The organism is Empedobacter sp. UBA3475 (assembly GCF_002378465.1).
Lineage (GTDB): Bacteria > Bacteroidota > Bacteroidia > Flavobacteriales > Weeksellaceae > Empedobacter > Empedobacter falsenii_B.
The window spans coordinates 1-17822 of record NZ_DFRA01000023.1; the positions used below are offsets into that span (position 1 = coordinate 1).

The 17822-nt window shown below is 29.5% G+C and carries 20 protein-coding genes; 15 read left to right on the top strand and 5 right to left on the bottom strand.

Going from position 1 to position 17822, the window contains the following annotated elements:
- The 10 genes from B3I31_RS05350 to B3I31_RS05395 form a co-directional block, all read left to right on the top strand.
- Positions 1-626 (top strand): sigma-70 family RNA polymerase sigma factor (locus tag B3I31_RS05350; RefSeq protein WP_291087708.1); only part of this gene is annotated, 626 nt, incomplete at its 5' end.
- A 10-nt stretch (positions 627-636) separates the two neighbouring features.
- Positions 637-909: a hypothetical protein gene (locus B3I31_RS05355; protein WP_115000184.1), complete on the top strand. Its 273-nt coding sequence runs from the start codon at positions 637-639 to the stop codon at positions 907-909.
- A 352-nt stretch (positions 910-1261) separates the two neighbouring features.
- Positions 1262-1750, top strand: coding sequence for a DUF417 family protein (locus tag B3I31_RS05360; RefSeq protein WP_115000182.1), 489 nt, complete (start codon positions 1262-1264; stop codon positions 1748-1750).
- Positions 1747-2826, top strand: a complete 1080-nt coding sequence (msrB, locus tag B3I31_RS05365; protein WP_038330688.1) for a peptide-methionine (R)-S-oxide reductase MsrB — start codon at positions 1747-1749, stop codon at positions 2824-2826. Before B3I31_RS05360 ends, msrB begins: the two co-directional genes overlap by 4 nt.
- 155 nt (positions 2827-2981) lie before the next feature.
- A complete protein-coding gene (locus tag B3I31_RS05370; RefSeq protein WP_291087711.1) occupies positions 2982-3407 on the top strand; it encodes a MarR family winged helix-turn-helix transcriptional regulator in 426 nt (141 codons plus the stop codon).
- Positions 3404-3826: an organic hydroperoxide resistance protein gene (locus B3I31_RS05375; RefSeq protein WP_291087715.1), complete on the top strand. Its 423-nt coding sequence runs from the start codon at positions 3404-3406 to the stop codon at positions 3824-3826. Before B3I31_RS05370 ends, B3I31_RS05375 begins: the two co-directional genes overlap by 4 nt.
- A gap of 10 nt (positions 3827-3836) precedes the next feature.
- Positions 3837-4202 carry a DUF1304 domain-containing protein gene (locus B3I31_RS05380; protein WP_286502449.1) on the top strand — a complete coding sequence of 122 codons (366 nt, stop codon included), beginning with the start codon at positions 3837-3839 and terminating at the stop codon, positions 4200-4202.
- An 8-nt stretch (positions 4203-4210) separates the two neighbouring features.
- Complete coding sequence (locus B3I31_RS05385) at positions 4211-4846, top strand: nitroreductase family protein (RefSeq protein WP_291087717.1); 636 nt, start codon at positions 4211-4213, stop codon at positions 4844-4846.
- An 8-nt stretch (positions 4847-4854) separates the two neighbouring features.
- On the top strand, positions 4855-5541 hold the full coding sequence (locus B3I31_RS05390; RefSeq protein ID WP_291087720.1) for a type 1 glutamine amidotransferase domain-containing protein: 687 nt from the start codon (positions 4855-4857) through the stop codon (positions 5539-5541).
- A gap of 1757 nt (positions 5542-7298) precedes the next feature.
- Complete coding sequence (locus B3I31_RS05395) at positions 7299-7556, top strand: helix-turn-helix domain-containing protein (RefSeq protein WP_125350412.1); 258 nt, start codon at positions 7299-7301, stop codon at positions 7554-7556.
- A gap of 41 nt (positions 7557-7597) precedes the next feature.
- Here B3I31_RS05395 and B3I31_RS05400 read toward each other — a convergent pair whose 3' ends face one another.
- From B3I31_RS05400 to B3I31_RS05415, 4 genes are read right to left on the bottom strand one after another with little or no spacing between them, the layout of a single operon-like run.
- The gene (locus B3I31_RS05400) at positions 7598-8530 is read right to left on the bottom strand and encodes a 5'-nucleotidase (protein WP_291087723.1); all 933 of its coding nucleotides are present in this window, start codon (positions 8528-8530) and stop codon (positions 7598-7600) included.
- A 40-nt stretch (positions 8531-8570) separates the two neighbouring features.
- Positions 8571-9170, bottom strand: coding sequence for a 7-cyano-7-deazaguanine synthase (locus B3I31_RS05405; RefSeq protein ID WP_291087726.1), 600 nt, complete (start codon positions 9168-9170; stop codon positions 8571-8573).
- Positions 9158-10348, bottom strand: coding sequence for a nucleoside 2-deoxyribosyltransferase (locus B3I31_RS05410; protein WP_291087729.1), 1191 nt, complete (start codon positions 10346-10348; stop codon positions 9158-9160). The genes B3I31_RS05405 and B3I31_RS05410 overlap by 13 nt, the downstream gene beginning before the upstream one ends.
- Positions 10345-10668, bottom strand: a complete 324-nt coding sequence (locus B3I31_RS05415) for a hypothetical protein (RefSeq protein ID WP_291087731.1) — start codon at positions 10666-10668, stop codon at positions 10345-10347. The genes B3I31_RS05410 and B3I31_RS05415 overlap by 4 nt, the downstream gene beginning before the upstream one ends.
- A gap of 295 nt (positions 10669-10963) precedes the next feature.
- Between B3I31_RS05415 and B3I31_RS14565 the strand changes: the two genes are divergently transcribed.
- From B3I31_RS14565 to B3I31_RS05440, 5 genes are all read left to right on the top strand, one after another.
- Positions 10964-11083, top strand: a complete 120-nt coding sequence (locus B3I31_RS14565; RefSeq protein WP_312081811.1) for an XRE family transcriptional regulator — start codon at positions 10964-10966, stop codon at positions 11081-11083.
- Positions 11084-11251: 168 nt separating this feature from the next.
- A complete protein-coding gene (locus tag B3I31_RS05425) occupies positions 11252-12727 on the top strand; it encodes a restriction endonuclease subunit S (RefSeq protein WP_291087734.1) in 1476 nt (491 codons plus the stop codon).
- Complete coding sequence (locus B3I31_RS05430) at positions 12724-14319, top strand: AAA family ATPase (RefSeq protein ID WP_291087736.1); 1596 nt, start codon at positions 12724-12726, stop codon at positions 14317-14319. The genes B3I31_RS05425 and B3I31_RS05430 overlap by 4 nt, the downstream gene beginning before the upstream one ends.
- The gene (locus tag B3I31_RS05435) at positions 14303-15094 is read left to right on the top strand and encodes a hypothetical protein (RefSeq protein ID WP_291065075.1); all 792 of its coding nucleotides are present in this window, start codon (positions 14303-14305) and stop codon (positions 15092-15094) included. The genes B3I31_RS05430 and B3I31_RS05435 overlap by 17 nt, the downstream gene beginning before the upstream one ends.
- A gap of 13 nt (positions 15095-15107) precedes the next feature.
- Positions 15108-16568, top strand: coding sequence for an HsdM family class I SAM-dependent methyltransferase (locus B3I31_RS05440; protein WP_291065093.1), 1461 nt, complete (start codon positions 15108-15110; stop codon positions 16566-16568).
- A gap of 455 nt (positions 16569-17023) precedes the next feature.
- Here B3I31_RS05440 and B3I31_RS05445 read toward each other — a convergent pair whose 3' ends face one another.
- Complete coding sequence (locus tag B3I31_RS05445; RefSeq protein WP_291087739.1) at positions 17024-17326, bottom strand: helix-turn-helix domain-containing protein; 303 nt, start codon at positions 17324-17326, stop codon at positions 17024-17026.
- Between the last annotated feature and the right edge of the window lie 496 nt (positions 17327-17822).

Here is a 17822-nt window from a genome sequence, read left to right on the forward strand (position 1 = left end):
CTACAATTTACTGCTTTTTAGTAGCTTGTACAACTTTTATATACAAGCTAATACAAATGCACTACGGGTTTTTCTATAAAAATATACCTATGATAAATAAAGATAAAAATATTAATATCCAAAAATGGATTGATGATTATACATTGGACCTATTAAAAAAAACTAACTATTTAATATCTAGCAAAGAAGATGCAGAAGATTTAGTACAAGATGTTTTTATTTCAGCTTTTGAAAATTATGAGAAATTTCAATGGAATAGCTCTGTAAAAACTTGGTTAATTAGTATTTTGAAAAATAAAATTTCTGATTTTTACAGAAAAAAATATAATAATAAAAATGAGATCACTTTAGATTATTTTTTTGATGAAAATGGTAATTGGATTGATAAAAATATATTAAATGATTGGACAGAAAATGAAAATAATATTAGAGAAAACTATTTAGAAAATTGTTTAGAAAAATTACCTAATAAATGGTTAATTCCTATAAAACTATACTATTTAAAACAAAAAAAAACAGAACTTGTTTGTCAGGAAATAGGAATTACATCGACTAATTTATGGAAGATTCTTCAAAGAGCTAGATTACAATTAAGAGAGTGCATTGAATCTAATTTATCTAATTAAAAATTAACTTATGTGGAATAAAATTATTCATTGGGTTATTATGCCTTGTAATGAAATAACATTTGAAATAGAGAAAAAAAATGCAAAAAAAATCTCATTAATTCAAAATTTGAGATTGAATTTACATATTTATAGTTGTAAATGGTGCGCTTCTTACTACAAAAAAGTAAAGCTAATAGATAATCTTTTGAATAAACAAAATTCAAAAGAAAAATTAATTAATGTAGATGCTCTAAAATCTAAAATAAAGTCCAAAATAGAAACTCATTGTAAACATGAATAAATACATTACGAATGTTTATTATCAAAAAATAAAGTGTATAAATAATATTTTCTTTTTAAACTGCTATTTTTAAGACTAAAATTTTTATTAAATAATTTCCAAAGTATAGTCTAAAGTTAATTTTTATTTTAATTATAATACATCACATATTTAATGAAATTTAAGATAAATTCATAAAACAATAAAAAAACTCAAACCATTTTAAATGATACATTTACAATGGTTTTTTTTTTGTAAAAATTATAGAAAGATTAATATCTAACAAAAAAAAATAGATTTTTTTTGTCAGGTTTTAATTATTTATACGACTACTATTATAAAAGATCGTATATACAATAAAAATTATTAAAAAATGGAAACAAAAAATTTAGTTCATACTCATAAAGATAATTTGAATATTAATTCACCCTTTATAAATCTTTACAAAATAGGATATTACTTACCTCTATTTGGAACAGTATTACTTTTAGTGTGGATAGGCATTTTTAAGTTTACACCAACAGAGGCTCAAGCTATAAAGTCTCTTGTAGAAAATCACCCATTATCGTTTTGGATTTATAAAATATTTAGTGATCAAACTGTATCTAATATAGTTGGAGTACTTGAATTACTTGTAGCATTATTAGTTGTTTTAACTTTAAAATATCAATCATTAAAAAAATATGCGGGAATAGCTATTCTTATTATTTTCGGAACAACTCTTAGTTATCTTTTTACAACTCCCGGGATTTGGAAATTTGTTGATGGAGTTCCTGTAACAGATTTTTTCATTTTAAAAGATATAGCTTACTTCGGCTTTGGTTTCACTCTTTTAGCTCAATCTTTAAATAAAAAATCATGAAAAAATTATTCATCATAAGCTCATTAATTATTACAGGAATAATACTAACAAGTATAAGTTGTAAAACTCATAAAAATAATTTAGTTAAATCGAATAAACATCAGAAAATGAATAACACATCAGAAAATGAAATATATTTTGCAGGAGGATGCTTTTGGGGAACAGAACATTTTTTTCAACAGGTCAGAGGGGTTACAAATACAGTTGTAGGTTATGCTAATGGAACTATAGAAAAGCCTTCTTATAAAGAAGTGATCACAGGTAAAACTGGTTTTGCTGAAACTGTCAAGGTAACTTATAATCCTGATATAGTTGATCTAGGATTATTAATTGATTTGTATTTTAAGACAATAGATCCTACGAGTCTAGACAAACAAGGAAATGACTTAGGGACACAATATAGAACAGGAATTTATTATACAAACCCAACTGACTCTAAATTAATCGATCAGAAGTTAAAAGATTTAGAAAAAAATTATAATCAAAAAATTGTAGTAGAAAATATGCCTTTACATAATTTTTATGATGCAGAAAATTATCATCAAGATTATTTAAATAAAAATCCAAAAGGATATTGCCATATATCACCAAGTTTATTTGATGATGCTCGTAAGGCAAATCCTATTCAAGAAAAAGAATATATCAAAGAAAGCCAAAGTGAACTTAAAAAACATTTAACTTCTTTGCAATACGATGTTACACAAAATGGTGCAACAGAAAAACCTTTTTCAAATGAATATAATTCTGAATTTAGAGAAGGAATTTATGTAGACATAACAACTGGTGAACCTCTTTTTGTGTCAACGGATAAATTTGAATCAGGTTGTGGCTGGCCAAGTTTCTCAAAACCAATCAGTAAAAATCTTATTGAAGAAATAAATGATAATTCTTTTGGAATGAAAAGAACTGAAGTAAGAAGTAAAACTGGTAATGCTCATTTAGGTCATGTTTTTGATGATGGCCCAAAAGATAAAGGAGGATTGAGATATTGTATTAATAGTGCATCATTAAAGTTTATATCAAAAGAAGAAATGAAAGCTAAAGGATATGAAAAATATTTATCCTTAATAAAATAAAAACTAATAAAATTCTATTTCTAAATATTATAAAAGGTATTACTTAATGTTTACAGATTGTAATTTTTAATAAAACATTTGTTAATGTTTTACAAAATTATATTTTGTACAATATAATTTTGTAACTTTGTTATGTAATTTAATATTGATGAACTATGAAAGATACGCTAGAACTAGATAATCAATTTTGTTTTCCCATATATGCGCTTTCAAAAAAGATAATCAACATGTACCGTTTATATTTAGATCCACTTGATATTACCTATCCACAGTATTTAGTGCTTATGGTTTTATGGAAAGAACAACAGCAAACAGTAGGGCAATTAGGTGAAAAACTTTTTTTAGACAGCGGTACACTAACACCCTTACTAAAAAGAATGGAGCAAAAAGAAATGGTTGTTAGAAGTAGAAATATTGAAGATGAGCGCATTGTAGTAATTTCTTTGACCAAAAAAGGAAGTGCTTTGAAAGAGAAAGCCAAAGATATTCCTGAAAAATTGTTAGAATCAATGGCGATATCTGTAGATGAGCTTAAACAATTAAAAAAAATAGCAAATAAAATTTTAAACAAACAACAATGAAAAAATTATATGAAACTCAGGCTACAGCTACGGGAGGTAGAAGTGGACAAGTAAAAAGTGAAAACGGTGTTTTAGATATGCAAGTACGTACTCCAAAAGCATTAGGAGGTGCAAATAATGACTTTTTAAACCCTGAAATGCTATTTGCAGCAGGATATTCTGCCTGTTTTGATAGTGCATTGAATTTGGTGATCAAACAGCAAAAAATAAAAACAGGAGAAACGAGCGTTACAGTAAAAGTAGCTATCGGACAATTAGAAAGCGGAGGTTATGGTCTTGCAGCTGAGATACATGCTAATATACCAGGTGTTTCAATGGAAGAAGCTCAAAAGCTTATTGAAACAGCACATAAAGTATGTCCTTATTCTAATGCAACTCGTGGAAATATTGAAGTTATATTAAGTGTTTCTGTAAATTAATACAAATGATATGGAAATTATAGCAAGTATTTTAACCGCAGTTGTTGCAATTGAACATTGTTACATTCTTTGGATGGAAATGTTTGCTTGGGAAACAGCAGGTAAAAAAACATTTAAATCTTTACCAAAAGATTTATTTACTCCTACGAAAGCATTAGCTGCTAATCAAGGTTTATATAACGGTTTTTTGATTGCAGGACTTATTTGGTCTTTTCTTATAGAAAATCATGAATGGAGTTGTAATATTCGTCTATTCTTTTTAGGATGTATTACTGTTGCAGGTATTTTTGGAGGTATAACCTCTGGTAAAAAAATATTTTTTATACAAGGTATTCCTGCTTTAATTACCATGTTGTTTGTGTTTTTAACGAAATAATTAAAAAAATGTCATTAATAGAAGATTTAAATTGGAGACATGCAGTAAAAGCATACAATCCATCGCAAAAAGTTAGTCAAGATAAAATTGATAAAATTTTAGAAGCTGCTAGACTAGCACCTACTTCATCTGGATTACAACCTTTTAAAGTATTAGTTGTAGAGAACCAAGATTTAAAAAATCAATTAGTAGAAGGAGCTCTTAATCCTGAATGTATGAGAGATTGTTCACATGTAATTATTTTTGCTGCTTGGGACAACTATACAGCAGAAAGAATTGATAAAGTATATGATTTTACTACAGATGAAAGAGGATTGCCAAGAGGTCGTTTCGGAAGTTATACAGATAAAATAAAAGGTATTTACTTGAATACATCAGCAGAGGAAAATTTTGCACATACTGCTCGTCAAACTTATATTGCATTAGGGCTTGCATTAGCACAAGCTGCTGAGTTAAAAGTTGATACTACTCCTGTAGAAGGTTTTGATAACGCTATTGTAGATAAAGTTTTAAAATTAGACGAGTTAGGTCTTAAAAGTGTATCTTTAATGTATGTTGGTGTTGCCGATCCTGAATTAGACTGGATTGGATCTATGAAAAAAGTTAGACTACCAAACGAAGAATTTATTGTTGAATTTAAATAATTAAAATTATGAAAATATTATTTGTTGTTACTTCTCATGATGAATTGGGAAATACAGGACATAAAACAGGATTTTGGGTAGAAGAATTTGCTGCTCCTTACTACAAATTTGTAGATGCTGGACACGAAGTTACTATTGCTACACCTAAAGGAGGACAAGCTCCTATAGATCCTAATAGCGAAACAGAAGCTGCACAAACAGAAGCTACAGAGCATTACAATAAAGACGAAAATGTTCAAGCTTTAATTGCAAATACACATGTATTAGCTAATGAAAAAGCTGAGGATTACGATGCTATTTTCTATCCAGGAGGTCATGGACCACTATGGGATTTAGCAAATGATGTGCATTCTCAACAATTGATTTTAGATTTCTATAATGCTGGTAAGCCAGTTGGTGCTGTTTGTCATGCTCCAGGAGTTTTCAAGAATGTTACTTTAAGTAATGGAGAACCTTTTGTAAAAGGAAAAAATGTAACTGGTTTTTCTAATTCTGAAGAAGATGCGGTACAATTAACAGATGTTGTTCCATTCTTAGTTCAGGTTGAATTAGAAAAATTAGGAGGTCATTACTCTAAAACTGAAGACTGGGGAGTGCATGTTGTAGAAGACGGTTTATTATTTACAGGTCAAAATCCTGCATCTTCGGAAAAAGTTGCTGAGAAAATGATTGCTTACTTACAAAGTAATTTATAAAAATTGTTCCTTTAATGTAAATATTGATTTGTATTTGCGTTAGGGATTGTAGAGAAAATCCTTTTCTGATTAGAAAAGATTGCAATGGAAATGTTTTTTTGGATGAGCTTCCCCCTAGGGCATATGAATACCGATAATTAAAATAAATAAGCTATGAATAAAAAAGTGATAGAAAGAATTTTACATTCATTTTTATTCATGAGTTCTTATTGTTTTTAAATGAATTCATATGCCCTTCGGAGAAGTCTTGACACAAAAACATTTGAAATTAAAAATTTGAAATTAAGAATTTGAAATTAAAAGGAGAAGCTCCAGTGGAGCTTAGGTACATATATTCATTTTTACCTTGACGCAAAAACATTTGAGATTAAGAGGAGAAGCTCCAGTGGAGCTTAGGTATAGTGCTTACAAGTCGGTCAATAACGACTACTCGCTAAATGCTTTAAATCATTCACATATAAAATGTAAACAGTAAATCATTTTAACACTCGCTACGTCGAATTGACACTCGACTCTTCAGCAATGACGGTTTTTGAAATTCATTGTTAAAATGAATTTGATTTAGAAAAGAAGTAATGGAAAGATTCTGCACTTAGAGTACCTCAGTGACCATTTTAAATTCTTACTTTCATTTTTTGCTCATCCAAAAAACGAAACAAAAAAAGATGCCGACAGTAGACTCTCAATGATTCAACTAACTAAATTATTTCCATAAAGTTGGCAACTCGTTTCACTCAAACACTCCAACTTTTATATTCTAATAATTTAGAGTTGAATTACATTTCGATTCTAAATCGTCGGATTTTAAATTCCTATTCATTAACAATAAATCAACGTAAAATATTAAAGGTCAATAAATAAACATTCTTAAATAAGGACGGTTTTTAAATTCATTGTTAAAATGAATTTGAATATTGAAAAAGAATTAAGAAAACGGCATTAAAACTCACACGTTAAGAAAATGATTGAATGAAACGTAAAAAAGGTTTTAGCCCGTAGGGTTTTTAAAATCTTTAGTGGAATGAGAACATTTTTAGTAGAGAGGTTTACGGCCAAGTCTTTTTTCGTTAGTTTTTTTGACGAAAAAAAGTGACATTAAAGAAAAGGAAAACATATACCCTTCGGAAAACCTTGATGAAAAAACATTTGAAATTAAAAGGAGAAGCTCTAGTAGAGCTTAGGTACATATGTTCATTTTTGTCTTGACACAAAAACGAACCAAAAAGGTCAAGACTGCGATTTTCGACGTTCAATCTTCATTTTACTCACTAAAAAGATTAAATGATTCGCATACGCTCACTAATCTTTTTTACGCTTGTTTCAATGGATTGAAACTCGTCTGCAAATCGTATGTCGCCTTTAAAATTCTTATTTAAAGCAATCTCGACTCTTCAGAAATGACGGATTTTAATGCCTTATTAAAAGTGAATTTGAATATTAAAAAAGGATGAAGAAACCGGCATTAAAACTCACACGTTAAGAAAATGATTGAATGCAACGTAAAAAAGGTTTTAGCCCGTAGGGTTTTTAAAATCTTTAGTGAAATGAGAACATTTTTAGTAGGGAGGTTTACAGCCAAGTCTTTTTTCGTTAGTTTTTTTGACGAAAAAAAGTGACATTAAAAAAAGAAATTCGAATAATTAAAACAGAAAATCAATAAAAAAAATTAACACCCCCTCCCTATCCCTACTTCCTCTTATGATTTGTTTTATTTAATTAAAATACGTATCTTGCTGAAATTAAGTCAATTAATACGTATGCAAAACACTTACTTTTTTACACAAAAAGAGAAGGATAGCAACGAGTTAAAACTTCTTTTAGTAGAATTAATTACGAATATACAACCCACGGACAAAGATCACGGATTCTACGACAGTGCAGATGTGCAAAGGCTACTTAACGTTAGTGACAAAACGTTGTATCGCATGAGGAGAAACAAGACGATTCCTTGTTTTAAGCTCGGTAAAAAGTACTTTTACCCAAAACATTTCTTTAACAAAAAAGCTCTTGAATAAGAGCTTTTTTTGATATTTTTTGTATAAAGAATATAATTCTATTATTTTTTCTGTTCATATTTTTTTAAAGGTGAATCTGATTTATAAAGCACTTTACCTGAAGGTACAACTTTACTAGATCCAGATAAATGACTTTCTTGATCATCGAAAAAAATATGCGCTCCAAAGGCTTTTAATACTTTATCTTTTGATAACCCTCCCATGAAATAGGCTTCATCAACATAAACATCCCAATTCCTTAATGTTTTTATTACACGCATGTGACTAGGAGCATTTCTTGCAGTTACTATAGCAATTCTTAAAGGAGATAGTTCAATTGTAGTCGGAAAAAATTCTTGAATTTTAGATAGTTTTCTAAGTAATTCTGCAAAGGGACCATCATTTAGCGGTACATCTTCATTTTTAGCTTCATGCTCATGAAAAGCATCAATTCCTTTTTCTTTATAAATTTGTTCAGATTCTTCTGAAAAAACTACAGCATCAGCATCAAATGCAAATTTAACCCTGTCGGTTTCTGGAACATAATCAAAAGGAGCATCATATAGTAAAGCGGTTGCACAATTTGATGTATCACTTAATCTCTGAACATCTTTCTCATCTTTTGATAAAAATAGATCAACATCAAAAGCATCAATAAATGGAGTTAGAGTTTCTCCTCCTGAGAATGCCCATCTCGTAATAGATAAATTATAATGTTTAATTGCTTTTAAAATTCTCACTCCAGTTTCAGGACTATTTCTTGACATTACTACAACTTCAACTATTTGTTTAGTAGCAATTTCATTAAGTTTTAAAAGACTTTCTATTAACGGAAAAGCTGTTCCTTTTTCAAGTAAATCATTTTCATGTTCTAACTGATACTTCCTAAATCCTTTAATATTTTCGGATTCAAATATTTTATTTTCTACTTCTAAATCAAATAATGCTCTAGAAGACACTCCTACAACAAGGATTTGAGAAAAATCTAATGCCATATTTATAATTCTTTTATTTAAATTTATTGTTTAATCATCATCATTCTATACCTATTTCATATCTAACTTTCAACTGTTTTATACAGCCTGAACATTTACCACATGCTAAGTTCGATATATGGCAGGAATGTGCTAAACTAATTAAATCAAGAGGTACATTATAATTTTTAACAAGTTCATGACTATAATATTCTAATGTGGGACAAATAATTTTAATATTACCTTCTTGAAAAGATGTTACTTTATTTATTAAATCATAAAATATTTTGGTACCATCAGTATGAAAATCATCTGATTTTACAGATGCTAAATATAGCTCAGACACCTCATCTTTGATAGCTTGCATTGAGGCTAGTGTAATCAATAGTTGATTCCTGAAAGGCCACCATTCTTCTGAAGGAGATAATTCTACACTTTTAGTATTGGCTAATGTTCCTGTTCCTAAATTTTTACAATCAACCGAAATAACTTTATGTTCTATCTCTAATTGCTTACAAATATATTTAGATACATAAATCTCTCTTTCTGCAACTGTCTGTCCATAATCAATGGTATATGCTATTTCAGGTCTCAAATTATAGGCGAGAGAAATAGAATCAACACCTCCAGATAGTAAAATCGCTTTTTTTATAAACTCCATATTGTTTTGTAAATAGCAGTTGTTAAATGAGTGTAATGTTCAATATCGGAAGTTTTTAGCATAAGTAACTTATCCTCTTCACATGTACGATGATATCCAATCATTTTTTTTTGTTTAGCAAATGAATATCCAGATTCAATTAAAGTACCTGAATCATAATTATCAAATAAACAAAATATTATATCCGAATTATTAATTCCTTCAATATCCATATGAGCTATTTTTTCGCTATTTCCAATACCTACATCATGAAAAGGAGAAAATACTTTTATCCCAAAAGAAAGAAATGTTGATCTGATTTTATCTATTAAAATTAGTTCAGAAAGAGCAAAAAATGGTGAAGCCAAATAGACTTGTTTATTTTGAAGGTTTTTTGGTTTGAATTCTTCGTAATCAAAAGTTGAAAAAGATTCGGTATCTATATATGCTTTTTTATCACAAAACATAGCAGTAGACTGTGATGCATAAAATGCAGATTCTTCAATTGTTAAATTTTTGTTCATCCAATAATACCCAAAACTAGATGTGAATATGTCACCAGATCCTATTTTATAAATATTATCTGTAATGTAAGAAGGGATTTCTACGATGCCGTTAGGTAGATGTAATGTTGCACCAAAAGGACCATCTTTAATGATAAATGCAGTGACATTTTCAATATCGAAAAAATACTTTCTTATTTCGTCAATATTTTCAGATGAAGCAATTGATACTGCTTCATTTTTATTCACAATATAAATTAGTTCTTGTGCTTTTCCAAAATCACTAAATTTATTGGGTTTAATTGAAGTTTGTGGATCGTATATAACTTTTAATCCAGCTATTTTGTAATCAGCGTCCAACATACCAAAGGCAATAATATTATCAGCTACTATATTTATTGAGTTAACTTTAGAAATATTTAAAATATTTGGAAATATAGTTGGATTATCAAGAGCATAACTATATTTAAAAGTAATAAGTTCGGGGTATGTAATTATATCAAAAGTTAAATTTTCATAAACTTTCTTACTTTCACTTAGATAGTTTTCTACATCTTTATTTCCAACAGTTTTAAAATTAACTTTACAATCATTTTCTAAAAGAAATTTAACTCCTCTATATCCTGAACCATATATTTCAATTGAAACTTCATCATAGTCAATTTCCCTATACGTACCTCCAATAACATTTATCATATACAAATTCTTTCTATTTTAACATGACAAGTAGGAGTATTTATTGAAGTAATGATAGCTTCATATTCATTTCCTTCTTTAATGCATTCTATTAAATCAACTGTATTTGGATGAACAATTGATCCTAATATTTCTCCATTTTTATCTATCAAAGTAACCACCTCTGTTATTGAAAGTTCTACTTGTAGTATATCACCATTATTTTGATTAGTTAAAACTGTTAAATCAATAGAAGAAACATTTGTGTTAATAATTCCTGTATCGCAATCAAATTTTGCACTTTCTGGTGCTCTATAGCCACCTCCACCTGATCCACTCATAATTTTATTTTAAAATTAAAAACGAATATCTACAAATTAATAATCAAAAACTTACGGTTTCACGTAAAAACAAAAAACTTATTAATAATACTTTTAGCAAAATAAAATTTCGCTAGTTACTATCTGTTTAATAATAATATTAAAATTTTTAAAATAATTAATAAGCATGTAAGTAATGTGTTAAAATTGAAATAATTCGATGTAATTAAATATCATAAAAAAAATTACTTAAGAGTTACTGGATTCCTCATTTTATTCAATAAATTAGCATCAAATGCGTATTAAATACTGCGATATGAAAATCAATAGATTAAAAATTGTATTAGCTGAAAAAGAGAAAACCAATAAATGGTTGGCGAATGAGTTAGATAAAAGTATAAGTACAATTTCACGTTGGTGTACCAATGAAGTATAACCTTCTGTAGAAACTTTAGCAGTGATAGCCAAGTTGTTAAAAATTGATGTAAGAGAACTGTTGATTTCAACTAAAAATAGTTAATAAAGCATTGTTTTTATTATTGTTAATTAATAATAAAAGTATACGAATTTGTAAAAAAAACAAATCTTTTCGAAAAGATTTAAAATGAAAGAACAACAAGAAAAATATGATTTCCCAGAAGGTTGGAGGCTCGTAAAATTGAGTGATATCGCTTATATTAACATGGGGCAATCTCCCCCTTCAGATACGTATAATTACGATAACATAGGCTTGCCTTTCTTTCAAGGGAAAACAGAGTTTGGTGAACTATATCCAACAATAAACAAGTATTGTTCAGCTCCTATCAAGATAGCAGAAAAGAATGATATTTTAATTTCTGTTAGAGCCCCAATAGGCCCTACTAATCTTGCACCTAAAGTGTGTTGTATTGGCCGAGGGCTTGCGAGTATAAAACCATTTGGGAATATTTCTCATCATTATATCTTATGGTATCTAAGCTCAATAGAAAACAGTATTGTGAATCTTGGAACAGGTTCTGTATTTAAAGCAATCTCTAAAAATATACTAGAAGAAATTTCCATTCCTATACCTCCTATTCAAGAGATTGATAGGGTTATTTTAAAATTAGAGGAGTTGTTTAGCGGTCTTGAAAAAAGCAAGGAACAATTAGAATTAAGCTTCAATAAATTAATTTTTCATAAAAAGACTTTTTTCAAATCATTATTAGAGAGAAAGAAGCCATCAATAAATTTTGTGGAAAAAAGATTTGAAGATTGTGTAGTAAGTTATAGCAATAAACGAATTCCTTTAAGTCGCTCAGTACGAAAAGAAAGAAATGGACATTATCGATACTATGGCGCTACAGGAGTTATTGATTATATTGATGATTATATTTTTGAAGGCAAATATCTTTTATTAGGAGAAGATGGGGCTAATTTATTAAGTAAAGCTAAGGATCTTTCATTTATTGTAGAGGGAAAATTTTGGGTGAATAATCATGCTCATATAGTTCAAGCAAAAGAGAATATTATTGTTGAATATCTTAATTTGTATTTTAACTCGTTAGATATTACGGAATATGTGACGGGTACAGCTCAGCCTAAATTGAATCAAGCAAATCTTAATCGTATACCAATATTGATTCCCTCGCCGGAGGAACAGATATCTATTGTCCAAGAAATGCAACGGGTTTTATCAATAATTGAGCAAACAGAGAATGTAATCACAAAAGAACTTACTCGAATAGACTTATTTAAACAGACAATTCTTAATAAAGCATTTACAGGAAAACTACTGGAACAAGACTCTAATGATGAGCCTGCAAGTATTTTACTTGAGCGTATTAAAGCGGAGAAAGAAGATTATTTAATAAGAGAAAAAGAGAAGAAGAATAATTCAATAAAAATCAAAGCTATGCCTGAAAAATTAAAATCAATTCTTGAAATATTGAGAGAGAGTATCGAACCAGTTTCTTCAAAAAATCTTTGGTCATCCTCTGATAAAAAAGACGATATTGAAGAGTTTTATGCTGAGTTAAAAAAACATATCGAATCGGGAGATATTATTGAATTACCAAGAAATGGTAAAGAGTCATTTTTAAAATTAGCTGACAAATCATGAGAATAGATCAGGTTTACATAGAAGATTATAAGAACCTAAAACAGTTCATAATTAATCTTGATGAAAATAAGATGAAAACTGTTTTGCTGGGACAGAATGCTTCGGGTAAATCAAACTTCATTGAGGCATTAATTTTAATTTTTAAATATCTTGATTTAAGTACAGACAAAAAAAGGCAATCGCCAAATTTTGAGTATAATATTATTTACAAAATACAGAATAATGTAATTAATGTAACCTGTCAAAAAGGAAATTATGTGATTTTGGTAAATGATAAAAAGCAAACGTTAAAGCATTTCTTTTCGGATGAAGCTAAAGCGAAATATCAACCTAAATATGTATTTACTTATTACTCTGGATTAAGTAATAAGTTGAAAGAGCTCTTTTGGGATCATCAAAGTAATTTCTACGACAAAATTATCAAAGATGATTTTAAAGACACTGAACTTGATTCTCTAAGAAAATTATTCTATGTGCAATTGGTTCATTCCTATTTTGTATTACTTGCGTATTTTACACATGAGGAAGAAGAGAGTTTAAAATTCTTAAATGAGGTATTGAATATTAAAGATATTGAATCTATTCTTTTTGCCCTTAAAATGCCCAAATGGGCTGAAAGCAGGATTAAAAAGAATCCAGATGATATTTTTTGGACTGCAAAAGGATTAGTTAGACCTTTCTTGGAAAAGCTTTGGGAATTATCTCTAGCTCCGATATATAATGATGAGAACATAAGAACTGATTTTGCAGAAACAGAAGATCAAAAAAGACTCTATCTGTATTTGAAAGGGAAAGACAAACTTCAAGAGTTAGCTAAAACTTATACAAATAATACAGCCTTGTTCAAAGCATTAGAAAGTACATACATTTCAAAACTCATTGCAGAAGTTAGGATTAAAGTCCAAAAGAAAAATGTTGACGGTAGTATTACATTTAAGGAATTAAGTGAAGGTGAACAGCAATTGCTAACCGTATTAGGGTTACTAAAATTCACAAAAGATGAGGATTCATTAATTTTACTAGACGAACCTGACACGCATCTCAACCCTATTTGGAAATGGAGATATTTAGAGTTTTTAGATAGAGTAGTTGATCGTCCAGCAAGTACTCAAATAATACTCAATACACATGATCCTCTGGTAATAGGAAATCTCACTAAAGAAGAAGTTCGATTATTTAGAACCACATCTGATGGTCAAATTATAGTTGAAGAGCCAGAAGTAGATCCAAGAGGATTAGGTGTTGAAGGTATATTAACAAGTGAGTTTTTTGGATTACCAACTACTATAGATGACTTTACCCAAGAAAAGTTAGATAAGAGAAATGAGTTGTTAATAAAACAGCAAGAAGGAGTACTTTCAGAGGAGGGACAAGAAGAACTACGGGCACTTTTTACAGAGTTAGAAGACTTAGGTTTTGGAAATACATTTAGAGATCCATTATACCAAAAGTTTATCATAGCTTACAAAAACCGCATAAAAGATCAAGGAAAAAATAGCTTTACAAAAGAAGAATTAGACAAGCAAAATGTTTTAGCTATGGAAATTCTTGATGAACTTTCAAAAGAAGAAGAAAATGATTCACATAGATAGAACCGGATTTGAGCCAGATATTGAATGGATAAATAAGGCGGATGCATTAACAAAACGGCTTATTAATGCTCCAGACGTACCTGCTCGGAATCAAATTATAGATGATAATCAGACTGTTTGGGGAGAATTAAAAGATTTTTTATTGTCAATTTCAAACAACAAATGCTGGTATTCAGAGTCAAAAGATGTTTATAATCATTTACATGTTGACCATTTCAGACCTAAAAAAATAGCACGGGGAATTGATAAAGTAGACTACGGTGGTTATTGGTGGTTGGCATTTGTATGGACTAATTATAGAGTTTGCGGAGGGACAGGTAATGTTAGAAAGGGAGATAAGTTCGCTGTAAGAAATAATAAATCAAACGACCCAAATACACCATTTGAAGATGAGCTAATTTATTTTTTAGATCCCTGTGAGGAAGAAGATATTCTCAAAATTACTTTTAATCAGAATGGAGAAGTAACTCCCATAACTTCATCAGGTTGGGATTATGAAAGAGCTAGTTATACAATTGAAAGTTTAAATTTAAATTTTAAACTCTTAAAAGAAGCAAGAAAAGATATATGGATTAAAAGTTCGACTCTTGTTACCGAGATCCAGAATTTAATGGAGCAGAATGATGTCATCCCAAGTATCTTAAGAAAAGGTCAAATTAAAGAGAAATTAAAACAATTGAAAGAATTAGCTCAACCTTCGTCTGAATTTTCGGCAACAGTTAAGGCTTGCTTGCTTAGTACAGGTTTACTATGGGCTTCTAAAATTGCAGCTTAAAAACAAAAAGAATATGTCAACATCCAACATAGCACAAAAAATTTGGTCATATTGTGATACCCTACGTGATGACGGCTTAGGGTACAATGACTATTTGGAACAATTAACTTATTTGTTATTTCTAAAAATGGCAGATGAAAATCAGAGTAAATATAACTTACCAAATATCTGCAATTGGAAGGCGTTAGTTTCGAATTCAGGCGGAGCACTTTTAGAACAATATGAGCAAATATTAAAAACACTAGCAGAGTCAGGCGGAATGCTTGAAAAGATATTTGCTAGTGCTCAAAATAAAGTTCATGATTCTATAAAGCTGAAAAGATTACTTCAGCTTATTGATGAAGACAATTGGTCTTCAACAGATTCTGATATCAAAGGAGAGATTTATGAAACCTTATTGCAAAAGAATGCAGAAAATAGTGGTGCCGGACAGTACTTTACACCAAGACCTGTAATTCAGGCAATGGTGGAATGTATCAATCCGGTTCCTGAGGAAACTATTGCTGATCCATCTTGTGGTACAGGAGGATTCTTCTTAGGAGCATTAAATCATATTTGGGAAAATAGCAAGCTCACAGAAGCCCAAGAGAATTTCTTGAAGTTTGACACATTTCATGGTTGGGAAATCGAAAAAGCTACTGCAAGATTATGCTTAATGAATTTGTATTTACATGGAATCGGAGATTTACAAAAAACACCAGACATACAGGTGTCTGATAGCTTAAATCCTCAAAAAGTAAATAAAGAAGTTCCCAAAGTAAAAATTGTATTAGCGAATCCACCTTTTGGAAAAAGTAGTAGCGATATACCGACAATAGATGAAAATCAAGCGAAAAAAGACGGCTATTTTTTACGTAAAGATTTTTGGGTTACTACAAGCAATAAACAACTAGCATTTTTACAGCATATAGTATCTATGTTAGAAGAAGACGGAAGAGCTGCGGTAGTACTTCCTGATAACGTTTTATTTGAGGGTGGTGCTGGTGAAATCATTCGTAAAAAACTACTTGAGGAAACAAATTTACACACTATTTTAAGATTGCCTACAGGTATATTTTATGCACAGGGGGTGAAGTCGAACGTTTTATTTTTTGAAAAAAAGAAACCATCTGAAGAGATCAAAACAAAAGAAATTTGGTTTTATGATTATCGTACAAACATTCATCATACTCCAAAAAATAATCCAATAACATTTAAGCATCTGGCAGATTTTATAGAGAATTATAAAATAGGTTCTGAGAATGAACGAGAAGAGTCTTGGTCTGTTAATAATCCTAGTGGTCGTTGGCGTAAATATTCTTATCAAGAGATTATCGAAAGGGACAAAACTAACCTAGATATATTCTGGCTTAAAGATGATAACCTGATTGACTTGGATAATCTTCCAGATCCGGAAGTAATAATTGATGAGATTATTGACAACATAGAAAGTGCCTTAGCTAATTTTAGAACGATAAAAGAATCGTTAAATTAATTTTATAAATAAGATTTACCATACTTATCCCCACGCTCAAAAAAATACGGCTTTATGCAGCAATCCCTGTGTAAAGCCTTTTTTGTTTGCCGCAAGCTATGGCATTGTCGCCGTTCGCAACTGTCATACTTTTTGCTTACGCTCTTTCAGTACAATGCAAACTAACAATTCTTTGCAACAAGAATTATTGAAAATGCAAGAAGAGATTAACTTGCTTCAAGAAAAATTAGAAATCGCAAGAAAATTGAAAGAGGTTGAATAGTTTTCTAAAGAGCCCTTTGTTTTTGTATTTATTAATAATAGGAGATATAAATAAAATACTCTGGAGTTAGACAAACCTAAAATTAACTCCAGAGTACTATTACTAAAATTAAACTTACCTAAAAGCTAACACTACTAATTTAGTATATTGTTTTTAAATAAAACGTTTTTAATTACTTATGTTTTCTACTTCATTATATTTCTTCTGTTTTGAAGTCAAGTAATTCTTTAGGATGCCTTTTCATACCTTTGGCTAAATCAATTAAAGTTGTAAAAGAAAGGTTTCTCTTACCATTTTCTATATCACTTACCGTTGCTTTCGTAATTCTGTTGCTATTTAATACAATATCATCTTGACTAAGTTTACTTTCAATTCTTAAACTTCTAATATGCTCTCCAAACTTCTTTAGAATATCATCTTTCATAGCTTCCATAATATCACTTTTTACAAAGGGCGGAATTTTTGAAATTAATTTTGTTACAAGTTCTTGTAACATTGGATAATTTTTATTATGTTTGTTATTCAATTACATAAAAAATGTAATTTTGCAATACTTAAAATAGAAAATATTAAAGCTATTGCTTTGATTCTCGAACTGAAAACTGGTAATTTATAGTACACGAGATGATAAGTAAAAAAGCTCACGACCTAGGCGTGGGTTTGACTTATCTGTGTACAAGGTATACCAGTACCCCAGTTCAGATTTGTTGAATTTCACGCCTTTTTGTTTTTGGTCATTTCTTCCATTACAAATAGCACTGAACTTCATACAATAAATACACTTGGTTTTATTCCTCTACAAATCAAGTGAAATACACTCTCTAAAATATGTGTTTCTTAAAATAGAAATGCGCAGATGGTTATTCGATTCTACTAGAATTGAAAAGTGATAAAATAGATTTCTTGAAATGACAGAATATTAGAGAAATAATGTGTTAAAAAGTGTTAAATTCCTGTATCGGTGTATATCGAAAATGACACTTTTCTGTATC